This is a genomic window from Microbacterium sp. DWRC1-3 (assembly GCF_049896645.1).
In the GTDB taxonomy this organism is placed as follows: domain Bacteria; phylum Actinomycetota; class Actinomycetes; order Actinomycetales; family Microbacteriaceae; genus Microbacterium; species Microbacterium maritypicum.
The window spans coordinates 1,674,119-1,695,957 of the sequence record NZ_JAFCUS010000001.1; the positions used below are offsets into that span (position 1 = coordinate 1,674,119).

General features: G+C 70.0%; 21 protein-coding genes and 1 tRNA gene. 12 read left to right on the forward strand and 10 right to left on the reverse strand.

From position 1 onward, the window contains the following. Window positions 1-116: 116 nt before the first annotated feature. From ACP699_RS08120 to ACP699_RS08150, 7 genes are read left to right on the forward strand one after another with little or no spacing between them, the layout of a single operon-like run. Entirely contained in the window at window positions 117-1,178 is a 1,062-nt protein-coding gene (locus ACP699_RS08120) for an iron-siderophore ABC transporter substrate-binding protein (protein WP_055874194.1), read from the forward strand. Next, complete coding sequence (locus ACP699_RS08125; RefSeq protein WP_288969833.1) at window positions 1,175-2,260, forward strand: FecCD family ABC transporter permease; 1,086 nt, start codon at window positions 1,175-1,177, stop codon at window positions 2,258-2,260. Before ACP699_RS08120 ends, ACP699_RS08125 begins: the two co-directional genes overlap by 4 nt. Then, complete coding sequence (locus ACP699_RS08130) at window positions 2,257-3,360, forward strand: FecCD family ABC transporter permease (protein WP_426170483.1); 1,104 nt, start codon at window positions 2,257-2,259, stop codon at window positions 3,358-3,360. The genes ACP699_RS08125 and ACP699_RS08130 overlap by 4 nt, the downstream gene beginning before the upstream one ends. A gap of 11 nt (window positions 3,361-3,371) precedes the next feature. Continuing rightward, on the forward strand, window positions 3,372-4,160 hold the full coding sequence (locus ACP699_RS08135) for an ABC transporter ATP-binding protein (RefSeq protein ID WP_055865663.1): 789 nt from the start codon (window positions 3,372-3,374) through the stop codon (window positions 4,158-4,160). Beyond that, window positions 4,157-5,794: an ABC transporter transmembrane domain-containing protein gene (locus tag ACP699_RS08140; protein WP_426170485.1), complete on the forward strand. Its 1,638-nt coding sequence runs from the start codon at window positions 4,157-4,159 to the stop codon at window positions 5,792-5,794. Before ACP699_RS08135 ends, ACP699_RS08140 begins: the two co-directional genes overlap by 4 nt. Then, entirely contained in the window at window positions 5,787-7,592 is a 1,806-nt protein-coding gene (locus ACP699_RS08145; protein ID WP_426170488.1) for an ABC transporter ATP-binding protein, read from the forward strand. Before ACP699_RS08140 ends, ACP699_RS08145 begins: the two co-directional genes overlap by 8 nt. After that, complete coding sequence (locus ACP699_RS08150) at window positions 7,589-8,479, forward strand: siderophore-interacting protein (protein WP_127482939.1); 891 nt, start codon at window positions 7,589-7,591, stop codon at window positions 8,477-8,479. The genes ACP699_RS08145 and ACP699_RS08150 overlap by 4 nt, the downstream gene beginning before the upstream one ends. A gap of 54 nt (window positions 8,480-8,533) precedes the next feature. Here the strand turns inward: ACP699_RS08150 and ACP699_RS08155 are convergent. The 6 genes from ACP699_RS08155 to ACP699_RS08180 all read right to left on the reverse strand — a co-directional run bounded on the left by ACP699_RS08155 (window position 8,534) and on the right by ACP699_RS08180 (window position 14,640). Continuing rightward, window positions 8,534-8,609, reverse strand: a tRNA-Met gene (locus ACP699_RS08155). A 148-nt stretch (window positions 8,610-8,757) separates the two neighbouring features. Next, entirely contained in the window at window positions 8,758-10,146 is a 1,389-nt protein-coding gene (locus ACP699_RS08160; RefSeq protein WP_426170490.1) for a DUF6716 putative glycosyltransferase, read from the reverse strand. After that, window positions 10,143-11,015, reverse strand: coding sequence for an N-acetylneuraminate synthase family protein (locus tag ACP699_RS08165; RefSeq protein WP_426170492.1), 873 nt, complete (start codon window positions 11,013-11,015; stop codon window positions 10,143-10,145). Before ACP699_RS08165 ends, ACP699_RS08160 begins: the two co-directional genes overlap by 4 nt. Before the next feature lie 93 nt (window positions 11,016-11,108). Further along, window positions 11,109-12,269 carry a cytidylyltransferase domain-containing protein gene (locus ACP699_RS08170; RefSeq protein WP_426170494.1) on the reverse strand — a complete coding sequence of 387 codons (1,161 nt, stop codon included), beginning with the start codon at window positions 12,267-12,269 and terminating at the stop codon, window positions 11,109-11,111. Window positions 12,270-12,304: 35 nt separating this feature from the next. Next, entirely contained in the window at window positions 12,305-13,663 is a 1,359-nt protein-coding gene (locus ACP699_RS08175; RefSeq protein WP_426170496.1) for a polysialyltransferase family glycosyltransferase, read from the reverse strand. Further along, window positions 13,660-14,640: a glycosyltransferase family 2 protein gene (locus tag ACP699_RS08180; RefSeq protein ID WP_127482957.1), complete on the reverse strand. Its 981-nt coding sequence runs from the start codon at window positions 14,638-14,640 to the stop codon at window positions 13,660-13,662. The genes ACP699_RS08175 and ACP699_RS08180 overlap by 4 nt, the downstream gene beginning before the upstream one ends. Before the next feature lie 374 nt (window positions 14,641-15,014). Here ACP699_RS08180 and ACP699_RS08185 point away from each other — a divergent pair, with 374 nt between their 5' ends. After that, on the forward strand, window positions 15,015-15,950 hold the full coding sequence (locus ACP699_RS08185) for a hypothetical protein (RefSeq protein WP_426170499.1): 936 nt from the start codon (window positions 15,015-15,017) through the stop codon (window positions 15,948-15,950). Between the two features lie 9 nt (window positions 15,951-15,959). Continuing rightward, on the forward strand, window positions 15,960-16,262 hold the full coding sequence (locus ACP699_RS08190; protein WP_055865688.1) for a DUF4229 domain-containing protein: 303 nt from the start codon (window positions 15,960-15,962) through the stop codon (window positions 16,260-16,262). Between the two features lie 7 nt (window positions 16,263-16,269). Here the strand turns inward: ACP699_RS08190 and ACP699_RS08195 are convergent, their stop codons facing one another. The 3 genes from ACP699_RS08195 to ACP699_RS08205 are packed head-to-tail and all read right to left on the reverse strand — an operon-like array spanning window position 16,270 to window position 17,964. Then, window positions 16,270-17,244: a 1,4-dihydroxy-2-naphthoate polyprenyltransferase gene (locus tag ACP699_RS08195; RefSeq protein WP_426170501.1), complete on the reverse strand. Its 975-nt coding sequence runs from the start codon at window positions 17,242-17,244 to the stop codon at window positions 16,270-16,272. A 51-nt stretch (window positions 17,245-17,295) separates the two neighbouring features. Beyond that, window positions 17,296-17,586: a DUF4287 domain-containing protein gene (locus ACP699_RS08200; protein WP_017829257.1), complete on the reverse strand. Its 291-nt coding sequence runs from the start codon at window positions 17,584-17,586 to the stop codon at window positions 17,296-17,298. 15 nt (window positions 17,587-17,601) lie between these two features. Next, a complete protein-coding gene (locus ACP699_RS08205) occupies window positions 17,602-17,964 on the reverse strand; it encodes a cupin domain-containing protein (protein ID WP_017829258.1) in 363 nt (120 codons plus the stop codon). A 45-nt stretch (window positions 17,965-18,009) separates the two neighbouring features. On the opposite strand from ACP699_RS08205, the gene ACP699_RS08210 reads away from it, so the two are divergent. After that, complete coding sequence (locus tag ACP699_RS08210) at window positions 18,010-19,035, forward strand: ArsR/SmtB family transcription factor (RefSeq protein ID WP_082524270.1); 1,026 nt, start codon at window positions 18,010-18,012, stop codon at window positions 19,033-19,035. Window positions 19,036-19,045: 10 nt separating this feature from the next. On the opposite strand, the gene ACP699_RS08215 is transcribed toward ACP699_RS08210, so the two are convergent. Beyond that, complete coding sequence (locus ACP699_RS08215; protein ID WP_017829260.1) at window positions 19,046-19,504, reverse strand: Lrp/AsnC family transcriptional regulator; 459 nt, start codon at window positions 19,502-19,504, stop codon at window positions 19,046-19,048. Window positions 19,505-19,576: 72 nt separating this feature from the next. Between ACP699_RS08215 and ACP699_RS08220 the strand changes: the two genes are divergently transcribed. Then, window positions 19,577-21,016 carry a DUF6421 family protein gene (locus tag ACP699_RS08220; RefSeq protein ID WP_055865696.1) on the forward strand — a complete coding sequence of 480 codons (1,440 nt, stop codon included), beginning with the start codon at window positions 19,577-19,579 and terminating at the stop codon, window positions 21,014-21,016. 131 nt (window positions 21,017-21,147) lie between these two features. Continuing rightward, the gene (locus ACP699_RS08225; protein WP_302793370.1) at window positions 21,148-21,807 is read left to right on the forward strand and encodes an SDR family NAD(P)-dependent oxidoreductase; all 660 of its coding nucleotides are present in this window, start codon (window positions 21,148-21,150) and stop codon (window positions 21,805-21,807) included. Window positions 21,808-21,839 lie beyond the last annotated feature (32 nt).

Sequence of the window (21,839 nt, forward strand, 5' to 3'; positions counted from 1 at the left end):
CTCCCACGACACTGGGCGCCGCATCCGCGTCCTAGCATCGATGTGTTAGGGCATGCTTACCTAACTTCTCGCCGCGTCGACGCGGCAACCCCCTCCCCCCTTCCCGAAGGAGAACCATGTCGCACGCTTCTGCGCGCCCGAAGATCCGCCGAGGCTCGGCCCTCGTCGCCGCGGCCGTCGCCGCCGCCCTCACCCTCGCCGGATGCTCGTCCGCCCCGGAGGAATCCCGCACCGACTCCGCCGCAACGGACGGCGTCGTCATCGAGCACGGCCACGGGAAGACCGTGATCCCCGAGAAGCCGCAGCGCATCGTCACCCTCGGGTGGATGTCGGCGGACATCGTCGCCGCACTCGGCACCAACCCCGTCGGCATGGAAGAGGTCTGGGGCGCGGGCGAGAGCGGCTACCAGCCCTGGTTCGAGGACTACGTCACCGAGGAGTACGGCGAGACCCCCGAGATCATCCCGTTCCTCGAAGACGGCCCCAACTACGAGGCGATCAAGGAGCTCAAGCCCGACCTGATCCTGAGCCTCTACTCGGGAGTCTCCGACATCGAGTACGAGCGCCTCACCGAGATCGCCCCGACCGTCCCCTACATCGAGGGCCCCTGGAACCCGGGCACGTGGGAGGACATGACCCGCACGGTCGGCAAGGCGCTGTCGGAGGAGGACAAGGCCGACGAGCTGATCGCCGAGACCGAGGAGCAGATCACCACCCTCGCCGGCGCGCACCCCGAGTTCGAGGACAAGACGTTCGTGTGGGGTCTGACCCTGAACGAGGGCGGCACCGATCTGGGCGTCTACCTCGAGTACGACCCCCGCGTGCGCATCACCGAAGCACTCGGCTTCACCTCGACCTCGGCGATGGACAGCTTCCTCAAGACCGCCGAGGGCGACAACTGGTACACCGGCGTGAGCCTCGAGAACCTCTACGACGTGGAGGCCGACCTGTTCGCCGCCTGGGGCGGCAGCGCCGACGAAGGGGCCTACACGGTCGAGAACAAGGTGATGTCGCGCTGGAACCCGATCGCCAACGGCTCCTACGTGATCTACGGCGACGCCGCCGAGGCCTCGGCCATCAGCGCGCCCACCGTGCTCTCGCTGAAGTACGTCCTGCCGAAGTACGTCGACGACCTCGCCGCCGCGCTGCAGGGCGAACCGACGATCACCGGCAAGTGACCTCCGAGATGTCCCTGGCGACGCACGACGGCACGGACGTCTCGAACACGGGTGCGGGGAGTCGCACGGACGACTCCCCGCACCGCAACGGGACGCTCGTGACGGGACTGGTCATCTCCGTGGCGGTGCTGGTCATCGCCGCCATCGCCTCGCTCGCGGTCGGCAGCCGTGCGATCGACCCTGCCACCGTGCTGCAGTCCCTCTTCTCGTACGACGACGAGAACCCGCTTCATCTGATGATCATGGAGCTGCGCGTGCCCCGCACGCTGCTCGGCATCGTCGTGGGTGCTGCTCTCGCCGTGTGCGGTGGCCTGATCCAGGCGTTCACCCGCAACCCGCTGGCCGACCCCGGCATCCTCGGGGTCAACGCCGGTGCATCGTTCGCCGTCACCTTCGCGGTCGGCGTGCTCGGGTTCACCACCCCCGGCGCCTACGTGCCCTTCGCCCTAGGCGGAGCCTTCGTCCTCACCGTGCTCGTCTACATCCTCGGCTCGTTCGGCGCTTCGGGCGCGACCCCCATGAAGCTCACTCTCGCCGGCGTCGCCCTCGGCGCGGCCTTCACCGGATTCACCACCGCGATCGTGCTCCGCGACCACAGCACCCTGCAGGTCATGCGTTTCTGGGGTGTCGGCTCGATCGGCGGACGCACCCTCGACCAGCTCACCTGGGCCGTGCCCCTGATCGTCGCCGGCCTGCTGATCGGACTGCTGTGCGCGCGCTCCCTGAACGCCCTGGCCCTCGGCGACGACCTGGCGCAGGCCCTCGGCGCCCGTGTGCGGGTGACCCGCATCCTCGTCATCATCGCCGTCACCCTGCTGGCCGGGACCAGCGTCGCCGCCGCCGGCCCCATCGCCTTCGTCGGGCTCATGATCCCGCACATCGTGCGCTGGTTCACCGGTCCCGATCAGCGCTGGGTGCTCGCCTACTCCATGATCATCGGCCCCGCCTTCCTGCTTTTCGCCGACATCCTCGGGCGCATCGTGCTCCCCAACGGCGAGATGCGCGTCGGCATCGTCACCGCCCTTCTCGGAGCCCCGATCCTGATCGTGCTCGTGCGCCGCAAGCGGGTGAGCGGGCTGTGAGCATCGACCAGAAGCCGGTCACCGCGCCGAGCTCGCTGACCCCGGCAGCCGTGTTCCCTCCCGTGGATCACGGGCGACGCCTGTTCCGGATCGAGACCTCGCGCATCGCCACGCTCATCCCCGTGCGCGCGGTCGTCGTCAGCGTCGTGCTCGTCGTCGTGATCATCGGAGCAGGTCTCGCCTCCATGACGCTCGGCGCCTACGAGGTCGACTTCGCCGCCGTCATCCGGGCGATCGTCGACCCGGCATCCGATCCCGACATCCGCCAGGTGGTGCTCGAGTGGCGCCTGCCGCGTGTGCTGTTCGCCGTGCTGTGCGGCGCGGCCCTCGCCCTCGCCGGTGGGATCTTCCAATCGCTCACACGCAATCCGCTCGGCTCCCCCGACATCATCGGCTTCGGCATCGGCGCGCAGTTCGGCGTGACGCTCGTGATGATCGTCTTCGAGCTGAACACCTACATGTTCAAGGCGGCGGGTGCGCTGATCGGCGGCCTGTTCACCGCGCTGCTGGTCTACGTGCTCGCCAACAAGAACACGATGTCGTCGTTCCGGCTCATCATCGTCGGCATCGGCGTCTCGGCAGGACTCGGATCGCTCACCTCGTGGATCCTGATCTCGGTCAGCGTCGAGAAGGCGATGATGGCGGCGACGTGGGGTGCGGGTTCGATCGCCTCGCTCGGCTTCGACCAGCTGATCCCGGCGGCGATCGTGTTCGCGATCGTGACCCTGCTGTCCCTCCCCCTCGCCCGCACGCTGCCGGTGCTCGAGATGGGCGACGACGCGGCGACCGCCCTCGGCATCAGTCCCGGTCGCACCCGCCTCGCGGCGATGGTGTTCGGGGTGGCCCTGGTGGCGCTCGTGACGGCCGCCGCCGGACCCATCTCGTTCATCGCCCTCGCGGCCCCGCAGATCTCGCAGCGCCTCACCCGCTCGAACACCCCGATGGGCACGGTGCCGGTGATGCTGACCGGCGCCGCTCTCGTGGTGGTGTCGGATGCGGTCGCCCAGCTCGTCGCCGTGCCCGTGGGCGTGGTGACGGTCTCGGTGGGCGGCCTCTACCTCGCCTGGCTGCTCGCCGTCCAGTACGCGCGCCGCACCTGAAAGGAACACCCATGACCGCTTCGCTGCTGGCCCGCGACATCACGCTGGGCTACGGGGAGACCCCGATCATCTCGGACCTCACGCTCGAGGTGCCCGACAACTCGTTCACGATCATCATCGGACCGAACGCGTGCGGCAAGTCGACCCTGCTGCGCGGATTCGCCCGATTGCTGCGCCCGACCACCGGTGCGGTGCTGCTCGACGGCGACGAGCTGCGTGCACTCAAGCCGAAGGAGGCCGCCCGCAAGCTGGGGCTGCTCCCCCAGTCGTCGATCGCCCCCGACGGCATCACGGTCGCCGACCTCGTCGGTCGCGGGCGCTTCCCGCACCAGAGTGCCCTGCGCACATGGAGCAGCGCCGACGAGCGCGCCGTTTCCGAGGCCATGGCCGCGACCGGGGTCACCGACCTGTCGCGGCGCCTGGTCGACGAGCTCTCGGGCGGGCAGCGGCAGCGCGTATGGGTGGCGATGGCCCTCGCGCAGCAGACCAAGCACCTGCTGCTCGACGAGCCGACGACCTTCCTCGACATCGCGCACCAGATCGACCTGATGGAGCTGTTCGCCGACCTGCACCGCGACGGCACGACACTCGTCGCCGTGCTGCACGACCTGAACCACGCCGCCCGCTACGCCACACACCTGGTGGCGATGCGCGACGGAGCCATCGTGGCGCAGGGCGACCCGCGCGAGATCATCACCGCCGAACTCGTGCAGGCCGTGTACGACCTGCCCTGCAGGGTGATCACCGACCCCGTCTCGGGAACCCCGCTGGTGCTGCCGCTCGGACGGCGGACGCCGTGACGCCCACCCCGCGGAGGCTGTTCGGGATCGCGCTGAAGTCCGAGGGACGCGGCATCGCGCTCGCCGGGGCGACCGCTCTGCTCATCGTGCATGCACTGGCCGAGGCGACGATCCCCGTCATCATCGGCGCGACGATCGACCGCGCCGTGCTCCCCGCCGACCCCGCCGCCCTCGCGCTCTGGCTCGGCGTGCTGGTGGCCACGTTCCTCGTGCTGACCGCGAGCTACCAGTCGGCTTCCCGTCTCATGGTCTCGATCTACGGCTACGGCGAGCAGGCGCTGCGACACCTCACCCTCTCCCGCATGCTGCGCCCCCGGCTCTCCCGCCGCACGTTGACCCCCGGGGAGGCACTCACCTTCGTCACCTCCGACACCTACCGCGTCGCGGGTGTCGCCTGGTCGGTGGCGCAGCAGTGCTCCACGATCGCCGCGATCATCGGAGCCGGACTCGCGATGCTGGTGATCTCACCGGTCGCGACCATCGTCGTGTTCGGCTCGACCGTCGCGATGATGTTCGTGATGCAGGTCGTCTCGCGTCCCCTCGAACGCCGGGGGTTCGCCGAGCAGCAGGCGGCGACCGAGGCAGGAGCGGTCGCCGCCGACTTCATGAGCGGATTCCGGGTGCTCGTGGGCATCGGTGCCCGTGAAGAGGCTGTGCGCAGGTACGTCGCCGCGAGTGATGCCTCTCGTCGGGCGGCCACGGCGGCCGGTCGTTCGCTCGCCTCGTATGAAGCCGTCAGCGGCACGCTGGCTGCGGTCGCCACGACCGCGCTCGCGGGGATGTCGGCGTGGTTCGCCGCTGAGGGCCGCATCAGCATCGGCGAGCTGGTCACGGTGCTCGGGCTCGCCCAGTTCATCAGCGGCTACCTGGCGTACGCCGGCTCGTTCCCCTTGAACTGGATCCACAAGCTCGCCTCGGCCAAGAGGCTCGCCGAGGTGATCGACGCCGAAGACCTGCTCGACCCTCTTGCGGCGTCTTCGACCCCGGCGGATGCGGCCGGTGATGTCGTGCTGACCTTCCGCGCGGGATCTTCCGCGGATCCGGTCGAGGTGCGAGCACGGGAGATGCTCGGCATCCGCCCCGCCGACAGCGACGCGGCACGTGCCCTCTCGCGTCTCCTGGGCCTGCGCACCCGGGTCGATCGCGGCCGGGTCGCGCTCGCGGTCGAGGGAGAGCTCCGCGACCTGACCGACCTCGACCCGGTGGAGTACCGGCGTCGGGTCATCGCCCCTCCCCACGGACAGACGATCGTGAGCGGGTCCCTGCGCGAGGCGGTGCGCGGTCACGGCGTGGAGGAGCCCGCGCACCCGCCCTTCATCGAGATGGCGGCGCTGCACGACACCGTGGTGCAGGTCGGCGGGTGGGAATCACAGGTCGGTGAAGCCGGACGCCGTCTCTCGGGTGGGCAGCGGCAGCGCATCGGCATCGCCCGCGCCCTGCACGCGGATGCCGATGTGCTGGTGCTCGACGAGCCGACCTCGGCCGTCGATGCCATCACCGAGGCGCACATCGCCCGCGCCCTCGCGGAGCACACCGAGACGGTGGTGGTGATCACCACTTCGCCGGTGCTTCTCGCAGCCTGCGATCGGATCATCGATCTCTCCTCCGAACGTTCGGATGCGCACCATGCATGAGTCGAGCTCGACCACGGCCCTGCTGCCGATCGCCTCCAGCGCACGGGTGCGCGGCGTCGTCGGCGCACTGCTGCGGCAGCACCCCGGTCGCACGGCGGCTGTCGCCGCGCTCTTCCTCGCGGCATCCGCCCTGGGCATCGTGATGCCTACGTGCCTGGGACGCATCGTCGATGCCGTCTCCGCCGATGCCGGTTTCGTGACCATCGCCGCCTGGGTCGCCGGTGCTGGCCTCGGCGCGGTCGGCGCCGCCGTGGTGATGCTGTGGGCGGTGCGGGTGCTGACCGGATTGGTGCAGGACATGCTCGCGACCCTCCGCGAAGACGTGTTCGCCTCGGCGATGCGGCTGCCGGTGAGCGAGGTCGACGACGGCGAGAGCGCCGACCTGCTCTCCCGGGTCACCGGCGATGTCGATGCGGTGGCCGAAGCCGGCGGGAACGTCGCCCCCACCCTGCTCTCGGCGGCGTTCGCGATCGGAGTCTCGGTGGTCGCGCTGACCGCCCTCGACCCGTGGCTCGCGCTCGCAGGGCTCGTCTCCGCTCCGTTCTACGTGCTCGGCACCCGGGCGTTCCTGCGCAGGTCGCGCGTGGTGTTCCGCGAGGTGCGGGTGCGCGAGGCCGCCCGCAGCCAGGCCGTGCTCGACGCGGTCGAGGGCATCGAGACCCTCACCGCCTTCAATGAGCAGGAGCACGCGCTCGAGCGCGTGCGGGAGCGGGCGGAGGCGTCGATCCGGATGCAGATCGAGGGCGTGCGGGTGACGAACAGACTGTTCCGCTGGATCAACGGCGGCGAGCTCGTCGGCCTGGCTGCGATCCTCGGCACCGGCTTCCTCCTGCAGTCCGCAGCAGCGATCACGGTGGGCGCTGTCACCACGGCGGCCCTGCTGTTCCACCGACTGTTCGGACCGATCGGGCAGCTGATCTTCGGGCTCGACGACATCCAGCGGGCAGCCATCGGGCTCGCGCGACTCGTCGGGGTCATCGACCTCGCGCCCCCGGCTGTCACTTCGCATCGGCAAGCGGATACCGCGCCACAGTCCTGTGCGGGCATCGAGGTGCGCGACGTCACGTTCCACTACCCGACCACCGGCCGCGGCATCAGCGACGTGAGCCTGCGGGTCGATCCGGGCACCACGGCGGCACTCGTCGGCACCTCGGGGTCGGGCAAGAGCACGCTCGCTCGCGTGATCGCCGGACATCACCCGCCCAGCTCGGGTAGCGTGCACCTCGCATCCGACAGGGAGGCGCCCTACTACCTGTCGCAGGAGCTGCACCATTTCCGGGGCACGATCGCCGACAACCTGCGGCTCGTCGCTCCCGAGGCGGACGACGACGACATGGTGGCGGCGCTGCGGGCGGTCGGCGCACAGTGGGCGATCGAGGCGCTGACGTCCGAGAACGAGGGCGCGGCGTCGGAGGCCGTCGTGCCGTTGGACGAAGGGCGCATCCAGCAGCTCGCGGTCGCCCGGGCCTTCCTCGCCGACCCGGATGTGGTGATCCTCGACGAGGCCACCGCCGATGTCGGACTCCACCACCGGGAGGCCGTGGAAGACGCGATCGCCGCGCTGCGCGAAGGACGCACGGCGCTGCTCATCGCGCATCGGCTGCAACAGGCCGTCTCCGCCGAGCAGATCATCGTGTTCGCCGACGGTCGGACGACGCAGCGCGGCACGCACGAGGAGCTGCTCGCCGCCGACGGGCTGTACCGAGACTCCTGGCTCGCCCAGACCCGCACCACTCCTATCCCCCCTTCCCCCACCCCCACGGGTCAGAACCCCGACCCAGAGACGGAGACACCGTGAGCATCCACCGCGGCATCGTCAGCAGCACGACCACCCTCACCCCGACCCTCGTCCGCGTCACGCTCGGCGGCGAGGGGGTCGCCGACTTCCTCAGCACCGGCATCGGCGATGAGTATGTGCGGGTGTTCTTCCCGCATGGCGACGACCCGAAGGACGTGTCGCTGCCTGTGCCGGCAGGTGACTGGTGGGAGACGCCGGAGGGAGCCCCCGAGGCGCCGATGCGCACCTACACGATCAGCGGTGTGCGCCCGGATGCCGGCGAGCTCGACATCGACTTCGTGATCCATGAGGCGGGTGTCGCGGGTCCCTGGGCCGCGCGTGCGGAGCCGGGACACGTGCTCGGGCTGAACTCCCCGACCGGCCTGTACTCACCGCCGGAGGGCATCACGTGGCAGGTGCTCGTCGCCGATCTGACCGGGCTTCCGGCCGTGGCGCGCATCATCGCCGAGGCTCCCGAGGGCGTGCGCACCCGGGTCGTGCTCGAGGTGCCGAGCGAGGCGGATCGCGTCGCCCTCACGACGGGCGCGGATGTCGAGGTCACCTGGGTGGTCGGCGGCAACGGCCATGGCCCCAGCGCGCTCGGTCCGCTCGTGCGCGGCATCGTCGACGACCGCCTCCCGCTCGACGAGGGTTATGTGTGGGTGGCCGGTGAGACCGTGGCACTGCGCGACGTGCGCAAGTACCTGCGCAAGGAGCTCGGTCTGCCCGCGACCCGCTTCAAGGTCGTCGGCTACTGGACGCCGGTCGCCGCCTGGGACGAGAAGTTCGCTGCGCTCCCCGACTCCGTGCAGAAGGAGCTGGACGCGATCTGGGCCGATGCCGACGGCGATGAGCCCGAAGACGTGCAGGTGCGCTTCGAGGAGCGGCTGGACCAGTTGGGGTTGTGAACCGTCGTCTGCGCTTCCCCTACCCTGACCGGAGCGGGGCCGACACTGTCGAAGTGGACGCGACGGCGGGAGTCGAACCCGCAACGCCTTCAGGTATGAACTGAGGCCCGGGACCGCCCGGATCGCCGCGATGGGATCGACGTTACCCGGCCGTGATCTTTCCCGCCAGGATCATTGCCTGGGATAACACCATGAGTCCGTGGATGACGGACACCGGACATCCGCGGTGCGCAGGATGCGCGCACCTCGGAGGCTGAGCGCACCGTCGCCCCGAAGGTTCAGCGCCGGAGGGAGTCGTCGAACGGGTTCGGCTCGAGCGTGTAGTCGGTCGAGGCGTCGGCCCAGGTGCCGCCGCCCGACGACGGCCTGCGCCGACGCAGCGCGGCGAGTGCCCTGGTCGCCGGAGAGCCCACGGCGAGCGCCAGAGCCCCCTGCACCGTGCGGTCTTCCGCACCGAGCACACTCGCCCGATGCCAGGCCTCGTGCAGTGAGCCGCCGCGGGCCGCGGGCACACGACGGGCCGGCAGAGCCCCGGAGCGCCGCAGCGCCACGAGCCGTTCGACCCGCTCCCACCACGTCGACTCCCCCTCGGGGTGGAAGTAGTTGTCTCGAAGCCAGTCGGGATGCGGATGCCGGAAGCGCCCGGCCACGACCTCGCTGCGGCCGCCGAGCAGTCCACTGCCCACGAACACCGTGTTCAGCAGGCTCTTGCTCACGCCGAAGGAGTCGAGCGCGATCACGGGCACGCCGAGCGCCGTGGCCTCGATCGCGGCCGTGGAACTCACCGTGACCAGACCCGCCGCCGTCTCCAGCGCGGTGCTCATCGAGTCGTAGGAGTAGACGAGGTTCTTCGGAACACGCGACGGCAGCAGCCCGGCGTACGGGTCACGTTCCCGGTGCGTCTCCGACTCCCCCGGCCGCGACCGCAGCTTCACCACCACGCGGCGCCCTGGCTCCGCTTCAGCGGCCCGCACGAGCATGGCCGCGATCTCGGCGCGCTCCTCCCTCGCGACGGGTACGAGCGCCTGCGCGGCGAAGACGATGTCGGTCGCCGGCGGCTTGACCGGAGCGGTCTGCGGAGGGCGTTCGGCGACCGCCACACCACCGCGCCGCGCGGCCGCGGCGTCGATCCTCATGCGTTCGGGCCGCAACATCCGCTCCCTCCGCCGGGCGAACGGGAGGGTTGCGAGCGCCACCGGCGTCTGCACACCGATCCTGCGGCCGAGGTCCTCGAAGGCCCGCACCTCACGGTGGGAGTGCACCACCAGCAGGTCGGTGTGGCGGCGATAGTCGAGTGCCCCGCGCTGGGCGGGGATCGCCATCCCGGGCAGCCCGGAGACCGTGACCGGCCGATGCTCCAACGTGTCGATCACGCGTCCCATCAGCCGCACGAACGGTCCGCGCCCCGCGAGCAGCACCACGTCAGGGCGCTGCGCGGCCAGCCAGGCCGCCGTCTGCGCGAACCCGATGCGGGTGACGTCCCGCGGCCCGAGCGTCGTACCCGCGAGCGCGGTGCGCTGCTGCTCGACGCTGGCCGTGAGCGGGGTGCGCACGAGCAGCAGGTGCGGACGCAGCCCCGGCACGGAGCCGAGCAGGGCGGCGGCCCACTTCACGAAGGAGTCGGCGTCCGCGATCGCGACGACACGGATGCCGGTGGCACCGCTCATACCGAGATGCGGCGCAGCTTCGCCATCGGCGCTCGCTCGCTGTCGAACACGCGCTTGACCCCGTCTCCGGTCGCACGCTCGATCACGCGGATGTCGCGCACGAGGTGCTCGAGGCCGGTCGGCTCGAGCGAGGCCGCGTGATCGGAGCCCCACATGGTGCGATCGAGCGTGATGTGGCGTTCGACGGCGACGGCGCCGATGGCCACGGCGGCGAGCGAGATCTGGAGTCCGCGCTCGTGCCCCGAGTAGCCCACGGGCACACCGGGGTAACGGTCGCGCAGTGTGGTGATCACCCGCAGGTTCGCCTCCTCAGGCTCCAGCGGGTAGGTCGAGGTGGCGTGCATGAGGACCACGCGATCGGTGCCGAGGGTGTCCAGCGCCCGGTCGATCTGCTCGATGGTCGACATGCCCGTGGAGAGGATGACGGGTTTGCCCGTCTCGCGCAGGGCGACCAGCAGCTCGGTGTCGGTGAGGCTGGCCGAGGCGACCTTGTGCGCCACGACGCCCAGGTCTTCGAGGAAGGCGACGCTGGGCACGTCCCACGGCGAGGCGAACCAGTCCAGGCCGAGCATCGTGGCGTGGTCGCCGATCTCGACGTACTCGTCGCGGCCGAACTCGACCCGGCGGCGGTAGTCGAGGTAGCTCATCACGCCCCACGGCGTCTCGCGAGGGACATCGCGCATGTGCTCCGGAGTGGAGATCTCCGGCGTGCGCTTCTGGAACTTCACGGCGTCGGCACCGGCGCGAGCCGCGACGTCGATGAGCTTCTTGGCGATGTCCACGTCACCGTTGTGGTTCAGGCCGATCTCCGCGATGACGTAGGCAGGACGCCCGCCGCCGATCACTCGTGAGCCGATGCTGACAGTCATGATTCCTCCGGTGTTCGAGCGTTGGTGCAACCCCTCCCTCCTGAGTACGGGCCGAGGATGAACACCGGGCGACCACCGGGTTACCGGGATCGGTCAGCTCGACAACACCCGTTCGATCAGCTCCCGCACGGCGCCTTCTCCACCGCGACGGCTCAGCACGACACGGGCCTCTTCGAGTACCAGCGGATGCGCGTTCGCGACCGCGACCGGCCACCCCACGATCCGCATCGCCGGCAGGTCGTTGACGTCGTTGCCGAGGTAGGCGATGTCGGCGAGCGGCATCTCGTTGTCCCGCGCCCAGTTGCGCAGCGCCTTCTCCTTGTCGTCGATGCCGTGCAGCACTGGCACCCGGAGCTTGTCGGCGCGGGCGCGGACCACCGGGTTGACCTCGGTCGACAGGATCAGCAGCGGCACACCGGCACGGCGCAGCAGCGCCACCCCCATGCCGTCTTCACGGCTCACCCGCACCCGCTCGCCCCCGTCGGCGTCGATGATCGCGGTGTCGTCGGTGTGAACGCCGTCGAAGTCGGTCACGACGGCGCGGACTGGGATGGGGCCGGGAACCTCATGTAGCGAAGCGAGTGCACGGGCGGCGCGGAGCTGATCCGCATCATCGATCTCGATCGCTGTCCATTCCGGCACCGCCGCGATGCGGGTCCTGCCGAAGAAGCGATGCCTGCTCTCGCGGAAGCCCGCGGCACGGAACACGTAGAACGCGCCGGTCTCGAGGTGGTGCGGCTCGCGGTCCTGTCGGCGCGGGCGGTGCGCGGCCTCGTGATTGATAGCCACCGCGTCACCGCGGTCATCCTCCCGCCACAGGAACCCGTACGTCTCGTGGGCGGCGAACACGCTGTCGGCCCGGTCTGCGCGGATCTCCTCCACCGCCGCGGCGAGCGCGTCGCTCGGGATGAACGGCGATGTCGCCTGCAGGAACGCCACGATCCCGACGCTGTCTCCGCGTGCCTCGAGCTCGTCCAGCGCGTGCAGGAGCGCGCTCTCCGAGGTCGCCGTGTCTCCAGCGAGCTCGGCAGGGCGGCGGATGACACGGGCGCCCGCAGCCGTCGCCACCTCTGCGATCTCGTCATCGTCGGTGGAGACCACGACCAGGTCGATGCCGGAAGCTGCGGCCGCGGCGCGAACCGCGCGCTCGACCAACGGCACCCCGCCGACGCGCTGCAGGTTCTTGCGCGGCACCTGCTTCGACCCTCCGCGCGCCGGAATGATCGCCACCGTGCGGGGCTTCTGCTCGTCCATCGTCCACATCCTCGTCGTCGTCGTCATCGTCATCGTCATCGGCCGCGTATCGCCCGCCAGGCGCGCCCGGCACGTCGCCGCGCGCCGAGGGCGTGGAGCCGCCACTCCTCGATCCTGCCCACTCCCCCGGCGGGACGCAGTGCACGACGCACGGCGTTCTCGATCGGCGCGCCGGGCAGTCGCAGCTCGGCGAGCCGTCGGGGCGTGAAGTACCGATCGCGCTCATCCGGGTCGAGTCCGCGCAGCAGTTCCTCGGCGCGACCGCGCAGATGCCCGGCGATCTCCGGCTGCATGGCATAGCCGACGGCGTCGATCAGCAGTTGCAGTCGCGCGGGATCGGCATACGGAGAGCCCTCGCGCGTGAGGGCGTCGACCAGGGTCGCGGGAATCCGGTTGCTGTTCTCGAACGGCGTCAGTGCAGCGAGGACGGTGACGTTCCCCGCCGAGCCGATCGCCCGTCCGAAGAGAGTGTGCACGGTCGGCAGCGCCGTGGAGAACCCCGCGACGACGGCCACCGCGTCCAGCCGCTCGGCGAGCAGTTCGGCGGCGAGAGGCCCGCTGTACTCGACGAATTCGATACCGTGCGCGGCCGCGCGCCCTCTGACGGCTGCGGTCACCAGGGGCGGCGCGGCCGGATGCGGCTTGAACACGATGCGCTGCGGTGCCCACTGCGCGGCACGGTCGATCAGGCGCTTCTGCAGATCGATCTCCTCGGCCGGCGTCATCAGCCCGAGGGCCGACAGGTACTGGCCGAGCACGAGCACCGTGGAGGCACCGTCGTCGACGGGATCGCACGCGGTGGCATCCGTCTCCCGCAGCGCCGCGGCGAACGACGCCAGAGGCACCGGCACGACCTCTGCACGGGGAGACCCGACGAGGGGTCGCACTCCCGGCACGACGTCGGCGTGCACGACCCGCTCGATGCGTGCGGCGACGGGGTACGGCATCCGCACGCGCATCGGCGAGTAGGTCATGAGGCCGTCGCCGACGATCGTGATCCGTGCGTGGGGGAACAGCGCCATCAGGGTGCGGGCCGGCGCGACCTGCGGGCTCTGCACGAACAGCTCGAGGTCACGGGGGTCGATGTGCCAGGCGCGAGCGAACAGCCGCTCCAGCAGGGGGAGGTCGGCATCGACCGGTTCCCAGGAGCTCGGATGCAGCGGACCGAGCAGGTCCGCCAGCGGCTCGATGCGGTCGAAGCGCGCCCGCAGCGAGCGCAACCCCGGGTCCTCCGCGATCCCGACGACGGTCTCGGGCACACGGGAGGAGGTGAAGGGAACCAGGAGGCGCTCGCCCGCGGACACGGAGGACGCGGCATCGAGGAGTCCGGAATCGATCGCGGCGGCGGCGGTCGCGAGGCCGTAGCCGCTGTGCAGGGCGAAGATCTGCGTCATGCCGCCCTGCCCGTCTGCCGGAGGATGCGCGCGAGCACGCGGCGGCGCGGCCCGTCGAAGCGTCCCAGCACCGCGGACACGTCGTCAGCGGGCAGACGACCGAGCATGTCGCGGATCGCGGCCCGCATCTCCCTGCGCAGCGGCGGGCTCATCCGGCGGGCCCGCACGAGATGGTGGGAGCTGAGGGCGAGCGCCGTCCAGACGACCTTCGGCAGGAAGCGCTCGGCCTCCGCATCCTGCTCGACCACCGAGATGACCTCGTTCATCGCCCTGGCGAAGTCGAGCTGCCGGCGGTCACGCACCTGTGTGAGCGATGTGGCGACGCCACGGCGGTAGAGGAGGGCGGGCGCATCGACCACGGCGAACGATTCGGCCTGCAGGTGCAGTCGCCAGATCCAGGGCCGGTCCTCCGCCGTGAACAGTCCCTCGGGGAATGCCGCCAAGCCGCTGTCGATGACCCTGCGGTGGAAGAGCCCGGCCCAGGCGTAGGGATAGTCGACCATGGTCGACTCGTTCTCGGGCAGGATCGCGTCTCGCGGCGAGGTCACCCGGTCGCGCCACGGGTGCGGTGCGCGGATGAGCGCCCGCTCGCCGCCGGTGACCGTGACGTGATCGGTGCGCACGAAGTCGCACTCGAGCTCGCGCAACCGCGACACCAGCACCTCGAGCCGTCGCGGCTGCATCCAGTCGTCACCGTCGAGGAAGCAGAAGGCATCGCCCTCGACGTGCGCAAGCCCCTGGTTGCGGGCCGTCGCCAGCCCGCGTGCCGTCGGATTCCGCAGAACGGTGGCGTGCGGGAACCGCTGCGCGTACTGCTGCATGAGAGCACCCGTGTCGTCGCGGGATCCGTCGTCGATCGCGACGAGCTTGACGGCTGCGGCATCGTCGAACTGCCGGGTGAGCGTCTCGAGCGTCGTCCCGATGTACTCCCCGGCGTCTTTCGCGGGCAGGATGACGGTGACGAGGGGTGTGCGCACAGGACTCCCGGAGACGGACGGTGTCCGGGAATGGTGCCAGGCGGTCGTTGCCGGATGGGGACGCGCAGGTGAACGACGAGTGTCCGCGAGACGTGCGCGGGGCCGGCACTGCGGTGTGGTCCCGTACCCGAACGGGACCACACCTTCCAGTGCTCAGCACTGCCGAACGTGACACGTTCGGGATGTGGGATCGCGCAGATGCGATCCCGCCTGCCACGCGGCCACCTGACCCCCATCAGGCGACCCCGAGACCGTTGTGGTCGCCGCGTCGACTCCGAGAAGACGAACGCGGCGCCACGGTAAAATAATACCCGCTGGAATGATGTGGGCGGTTCGGTTCGCACGCGCTCGCCGCATCGGCGACGATGGGGAGCATGCTCTGGCCCTTCGGATCGACCTGGCGTCCCGTGCGTCAGCGGCGTCGCGACACCGTCGATCTGCGATGGCTCAGCGCGAGGACCTGGACCAGACGCTGGTACCCGCAGGGGATCGACGTCGGCGAATGGCGCGGGCGGCGCACCTTGGCCGTCAGCTGGTTCCGACAGGAGCTCTCGGGAGAGCATCTCGCCTCCCGCGTGACCCTCATCGACCTGGCGCGCTCCCGTCATCTCGACATCCTGCTCGCGGTCACCGACGACGATGGCGAACTCCAGCCGGCGCGGATCCACGCCGGCGGGCTCGCCTGGTTCGGGGATCGGCTGTTCGCGGCGGCGACCGGCCGCGGCATCTGGGAGTTCGACCTCTCCGACATCCGCGAGGTGCAGGGAGCACGCGCCCACCGGCTCGCCGGGGCCCGTCGTCGCGGCGGTCGCGGCACCGCGCTCATCGCGGTGCGCACCCGGGTGCATCCGATCCCGCTGCGCTGCTCGTACATCGGCCGCGTGTTCGACGACGGCGGCACCCCCCTCCCCCGCGTGCTCATCGGCGAGCACCGCACGGATGAGAGCGGACGGATCGGTGAGTTCTCGATCGCCGAGCACGTCGACGACGCATTCACCGAGGTGGACCGCTTCACCCCCGGCATCAAACGGATGCAGGGCGCGGTCCGCCGCGGGGACCACCACTTCGTCTCGCAGTCCGACCGCCTGCACCCCGGCACGCTGTGGAGCGGTCGGCGCGACGCGCTGACCCCGGATTCCGTCCGGCTCCCGGTGGGATGCGAGGATCTGGCCCTCGACCTCGAGGCCGGGCTGCTGTGGTCGCTCGGAGAGCACCCGTGGCGGCGCGTGGTGCGCGGCATCCCGCTCAACCGTCTCGGCATCGCCTCCGGCACCGGCACCGGCGACGGAGCCTCTTCGCGGCGAACGTAGACTGGAGAGGTGAAGAAGCCCGCGCCTTTCCTCGTCTACACCGTGCTGCGGCTGCTGGCGTTCCTCGTCCCGCTCGCCATCCTCTGGATCTTCCCGATCTTCCGAGAATTCTGGTGGCTGGCCGCGATCTTCGCCGCACTGATCGGCATGAGCATCTCGATGCTGTTCCTGCGCACGCCGCTGACGGATGCCTCCGCCCGACTGCAGGAGCGCCGCGAGAGCCGTTCCTCCGGCGGCCAGGCCGACGCGGACGCCGAGGACGAGGCGATCGAAGGCTCGACCGACCCCGTCGACGGCGACGCCAAGGCCTGAAGCCGGCTCAGCCCAGGAACGCCCAGAACAGGGCACCTGCGTACAGCAGCGACGTCAGCGACGTGAGCGCGAGTGCGGTGACCAGCTCCTTCGGCTGACGGTAGGACCAGACGATCGCGATCGCCGGGAGCCCCGCGAGCAGAGCCAGCAGTGAGATCCACGCGATCGGGAACAGCAGGGCCAGGAAGGCCGCGATGCCGAACGGCGCGAGCACGAAGAGCGTGAACAGCACCTGGGTCGCCCTGCGCCCGATCAGCACCGTCAGGGTGCGCTTGCCGACCTCGCGGTCCTGGTCGATGTCGCGCAGGTTGTTCGCGAGCAGCACCGCACAGGCGAACAGCCCCGCGGCGATCGCACCGAGCCAGGCCTGCTGCGGCAGGGAGAAGATCTGCACCCAGGTCGTGCCGAGCGTGGCGACGAGCCCGAAGAAGACGAAAACGAAGACCTCGCCGAGTCCGGCGTAGCCGTAGGGGCGCTTGCCGCCGGTGTAGAACCATGCGGCGACGATGCAGGCCGCGCCCACCGCGAGCATCCACCACTGACCGGTGCGCACCACGATCGCCAGACCCACGAGGCCGGCAAGCGCGAAGAACACCAGTCCGATGATCAGGACCGTGCGAGGCTTCACCCGCCCGGAGGCGGTGAGACGCGCGGGACCGACCCGGTGGGCGTCGGTGCCGCGGACGCCGTCGCTGTAGTCGTTCGTGAAGTTCACGCCGATCTGCAGCAGCACCGCGACGGCGAGGCAGGCGAGCGCGATGACCCAATGGAACTCGGGTCCGGTGCTGCGCGCGGCTCCCGTGCCGATCACGACCGGTGCGATCGCGAGAGGGAGGGTGCGCAGACGAGCCGCCCCGATCCAGTCGGCAGCCGTCACCGGGCCTGCTTCGACGGCAGGACGCTTCGCCGGGTTGCCGCTCGTGCGGACCGGCGTGCGCTTCGCGGTCGGGGTCTTCTTCTTGCGCTGGGAGGATGCTGCCACGCAGGGAATCCTACTGGCCGGGCCCATGCCCGACCTCAGCGGGACGACGGATCAGGCGTTCGGGTTGCTGTCCTTGCCGTCGAGCCACAGGGTGTCGGACGCATCGCCATGAGCGCCACCCTTGCCCACGTGCTTGTCGCTGATCTGCGGCCCCTTGGTGATCACGTGCACGAGTGCCATCGCGTGCCCCTGACCCAGCTGGTAGTCCTCTTTCAGCCAGGCGACGATCGGCGTCGCCTTGGTTGTCTGGTCGAACCCCTTCTCGGTGGCGAGTTCGATGAACTGCCGCGGGGTGAGACCGGTCTTGGTCTCGATGTTGTCGAGGTATGCCTGGAAGGACATGTGTGCTCCTGATGGTCAGTCCTCGTCGAGGAACGTCTGGATGATGGTGGCGGAGGCGTGGACGCCGATGATCGTGAGAACCCCGTCCCCCACGTTGGTGAAGCGGTGCGGGATGAAAGCGGGGCCGGTGGCGGTGTCTCCCGCTCCGGCCACGAAAGTCTCCTCGCCCACTGTGATGGAGGCAACACCCTCGATCACGACCCAGGTCTCAGGATAGGGATGCCAGTGCAGCCCCGGCCCCTCCCCCGGCTGGTTCTCGACGAAGAAGTACGACACCTCGGCACCGTGCTCGGCCCCGACGAACCTGCGGCTGCGCCCCGAGCCGATGCGGATGTCACTCCCGGCGACGATCCCCGAATGAGGTGATGTGCTGTTCATGATTCCAGTCTCGACAGCCTCGCGAGCAGCCCCTAAAGTTTCGATGTGGATCGAAACTCCGGCCCGATCGAGGGCGTCGAGCACCCTGACCATCGCGTCGAGTTCCATCTGAGCCCGGGCGACGTCGAGGCGGTGCGGTTCGGCATCTCGCCCGGGCACGAGCTGGCCCACGCCGTTCGGGTGTTGCGGCGCCCCGCCGCGCATCCGCTGCAGTGGGGCTGGCTGCGAGCCGTGCGCGACCGCCTGCCCCGCGAGGACTTCGCGCTGCTCACGACCGTGATCGGCGACGACGGCTATCTGCCCGACTTTCTGACGACCGCACCCCGTTGGGACCTGACGCCCGAGGTAGAGCTCGACGAGCTGCGAACCGCCCCTCTCGACCCCATGCGCGTCGATTTCCGGAAGATGGTGGTGCGATCGAGCGGAACCAGGCAACAGGCTCTGCGCGAGATGCAGGATCACCCCGAGCGGGCTCGCGGGATGATCGCCGATGCCTGGGCCGCCGTGTGGGAAGCGGTGCTCTCTCCGGTGTGGCCGCAGCTCGAACGACTGTTGCGTGCTGACATCGCCGTCCGCACGCGCACGATCGCGAGCACGGGCATCGCGGGCATGGCCGGTGATCTGCACCGACAGGTGACCTGGGGGTCGGGTGCGGTCCGCGTCTCGCTGCGACGCCACAGCGAACAGGTCGACTGCCGGGGAGGTGGCCTGGTGCTCGTCCCCTCGGTCATGTCGGCGTGGGGCTGCATGGTGCTCACCGAGCCACCAGCGCAGCCCACCCTGTTCTATCCGGCCCGTGGCGTCACCGCCGGCTGGGCGCGCGACGCCGCCGACATCACCGCCGCTCTCAGCGCCCTGCTGGGTCCGGCACGAGCGGGCATGCTGCTGCGCGCCGGCACCGCCCGCACGACGTCGCAGGTCGCCCGTGATGCCGGCCTCGCGATATCGACCGCCTCGCATCACCTGGCCGTGCTGCGCGGTGCAGGACTGATCGCCAGCGAACGCGACGGCACCAGGATGCTCCATCTGCGCACCCCGCTGGGTGAGGCGATGGTGGGCGCGGTGCTCTGACTCCCGGCGCCTACTCGGTCGAGCCCACCGGGATGATCGGTCGGTGCTCGTAATAGGTCTGCAGCACCACGGTCGTGCGGGTGCTGACGTTCGCCGCGAGTCTCACATCGCGCACCAGCTCTTCGAGCGCGCGGGGAGACGGCACCCGCACGAACAGCATGTAGCTGGCGTCGCCGGCGATGGAGTGGCAGGCCTCGATCGCGTCGAGGTGCTCGAGCAGCTCGGGGGCGTTGTCCGGCTGGGCAGGGTCGAGCGGCGTGATCTCGATGAACGCCGAGAGCGGGGTGCCCACCTGCTCGGGGTCGAGGATCGCCTGATATCCGGAGATGACCCCCCTCGTCTCCAGTCGGCGCAGGCGCGACTGCACCGCAGAGACCGACAGGCCGACGGCGTCCGAGAGCTGGGAGAGCGTGGCGCGGCCGTCGCGGGAGATGGCGGTCAGGATCGCGCGGTCGACAGAGTCATCCATAGCTGTAAGATTATCGTCAGGATTCCGTTTGCACAGGAATCTTTCCGTCAAAAACTCCGATCGGAGGTCCCGATGTCCCTTCTTTCCGCCAACAGTTCCGCTGTCCAGGCCATCGTCGGCGAACCCGAGGTCGTCGAGGACGCATCGATCGCCGAGCAGTCCGCCGCCTGGGCGCAGCTCAAGGACGCCGCGATCGCGATCCGCGAGATGCAGATCAAGGACGGCTCGATCCCGGACGCCGCGCACCACGCCGCGGCCCGCGAGCTCGTCGGTGCGCTCACCGCCGCGATCCGCGCTCTGGCCCCCGCCTTCCCGCACGACGCCGAGTACCTCGCCGCATCCGTGGTCGACTTCGACCGTTGGGCCGCCTCGGACTTCGGGGTGCCCGACTTCCTCGACTCGCTGATGGCTTTCCAGCCGCAGCAGCACCGTGTCGACGGCATCCGCCACCTCGTGGTCTTCCCGATGTACACGCAGAACGGATCGAGCGACCGCCTGGTCGAGGCGCTGATCGTCGAGACGATCTGGCCGGAGTTCATCGCGGCGCTCGAGGCCGGCGACTACGGCAACAAGCTGTTCGTCTCGCTGCGCCTGGTCGACTTCACGCCCGGCTACGACACGAACTCGGCTGTGCTGTTCCCCGAGACCGTCGCGATGCGCGAGATCCCGACCTTCACATGGGGCGCGATCTTCCAGGACCGCGAGGCCGCCCGGTACCGCCGCGTCACGCGCGCCGCTGCCGCGATCACCAACCTCGACCTGCCGGAGCGCGCGAGCGCAATGCTCGACGACCAGCAGGTGGCCGAGAAGACCTTCGTGATGTGGGACATCATCCACGACCGCACCCACATGCGCGGCGACCTGCCCTTCGACCCGTTCATGATCAAGCAGCGGATGCCGTTCTTCCTCTACTCGCTGGAGGAGATGCGCTGCGACATGACGGCGTTCCGGGAATCGGTGAAGATCGAGCGCGCTCTCGCTGCCCGCATCGCCGCCGGTGAAGAGCTCACCGAGACCGAGCAGGAGATGCACGACTACGCGCACCTCGTGCAGTACGCGGTGATCTTCGACCGGATCTTCCGCTTCTCGATCACGGGCACCCGCACGCGCAACTACGACGCGGTCGGCGGACAGCTGCTGTTCGCGTGGCTGCACCAGCGCGGTGTGCTGCACTGGACCGACACCGCTCTCGCGTTCGACTGGGACAACGTGCCCGACGCCGTGGTCGCTCTGGGCGATGCGATCGACGATCTGTACTGGCACTCGATCGACCGTCCCAAGGTCGCGCACTGGCTCGCCGCGTACGAGCTCGTCCGGGGCACGCTCACCCCACACCCCGCATCGCAGTGGGCCCGCGGCCTGTCGGACGAGATCCTCGCCGGCGCACCGAAGGGCTACACGGATGCCGTGATGGACGACGAGTTCCCGCTGTCGATGTTCTTCGAGACCCTCGACAAGAAGATGAAGCCGATCATCGAGTCGACCGTGGGCATCCGCGGCACCGACGACTGACGATCACGCGCGCACCGCGCGCGTTCCGAGTGTGACGCTGGGGCGCACCGCACTGCGGCCGGAACCTGTCCTGCGGATACCTCCGCGGGTTCCGGCCGCAGAAGCCCCTCCGACCCGGAAGAGTGGAAGACATGGCTGAACATACCGACTCGACGGCTTCCACGCGCACCGTGGTCCTCGCCGGAGCCACCAGCGCGGCCGGTCTCGCCACCGCGCGCGCGCTGATCGCCGCGAACGCCCGCGTCATCGTCACCGGTCGCTCCGCCGAGCGCCTGCAGGAGCTCGCCGACGCCGGTGCTCAGATCGAGATCGCGGATGCGACCTCCTTCGAGGGCATGACCGCCCTGGCTTCCCGGATCGGGCCCGTGGACGCGGTGGTGCCGCTGGTCGGAGGCTGGCGCGGAGGCGGGGGTCTGGCCGGGCAATCCGATGAGGACTTCGCCGCCCTGCTGCCGGCCCTGCACGCCGTTCGCGCCACGAGCCGGGCTTTCGACGATGCGCTGCGCGCCTCCGATGCCGGACGCTTCGCGATCGTGTCGTCGACGTCTGTCGCACGTCCCTTGGCCGGCGGGGCCAACTATGCCGCCGTCAAGGCCGCGAGTGAGGCTTGGACCAGAGCCGTCGCTCAGGGCTATGCCAAGGCCGCACGCGAGTCCGGAGAACGGCTGCGCGCAGCAGCCGTCGTGTTCCGCGCGAAGGCACTCGATCCCGAGGCCCTGGCCGCACGGATCGTCGCCCTGTGGGCCGAGGACGCCGCCGAGCTCAACGACCGGGTGTTCGATCTGGACTGAGCCGCCGGTGTGATCACGGCCTCATGCGCCTG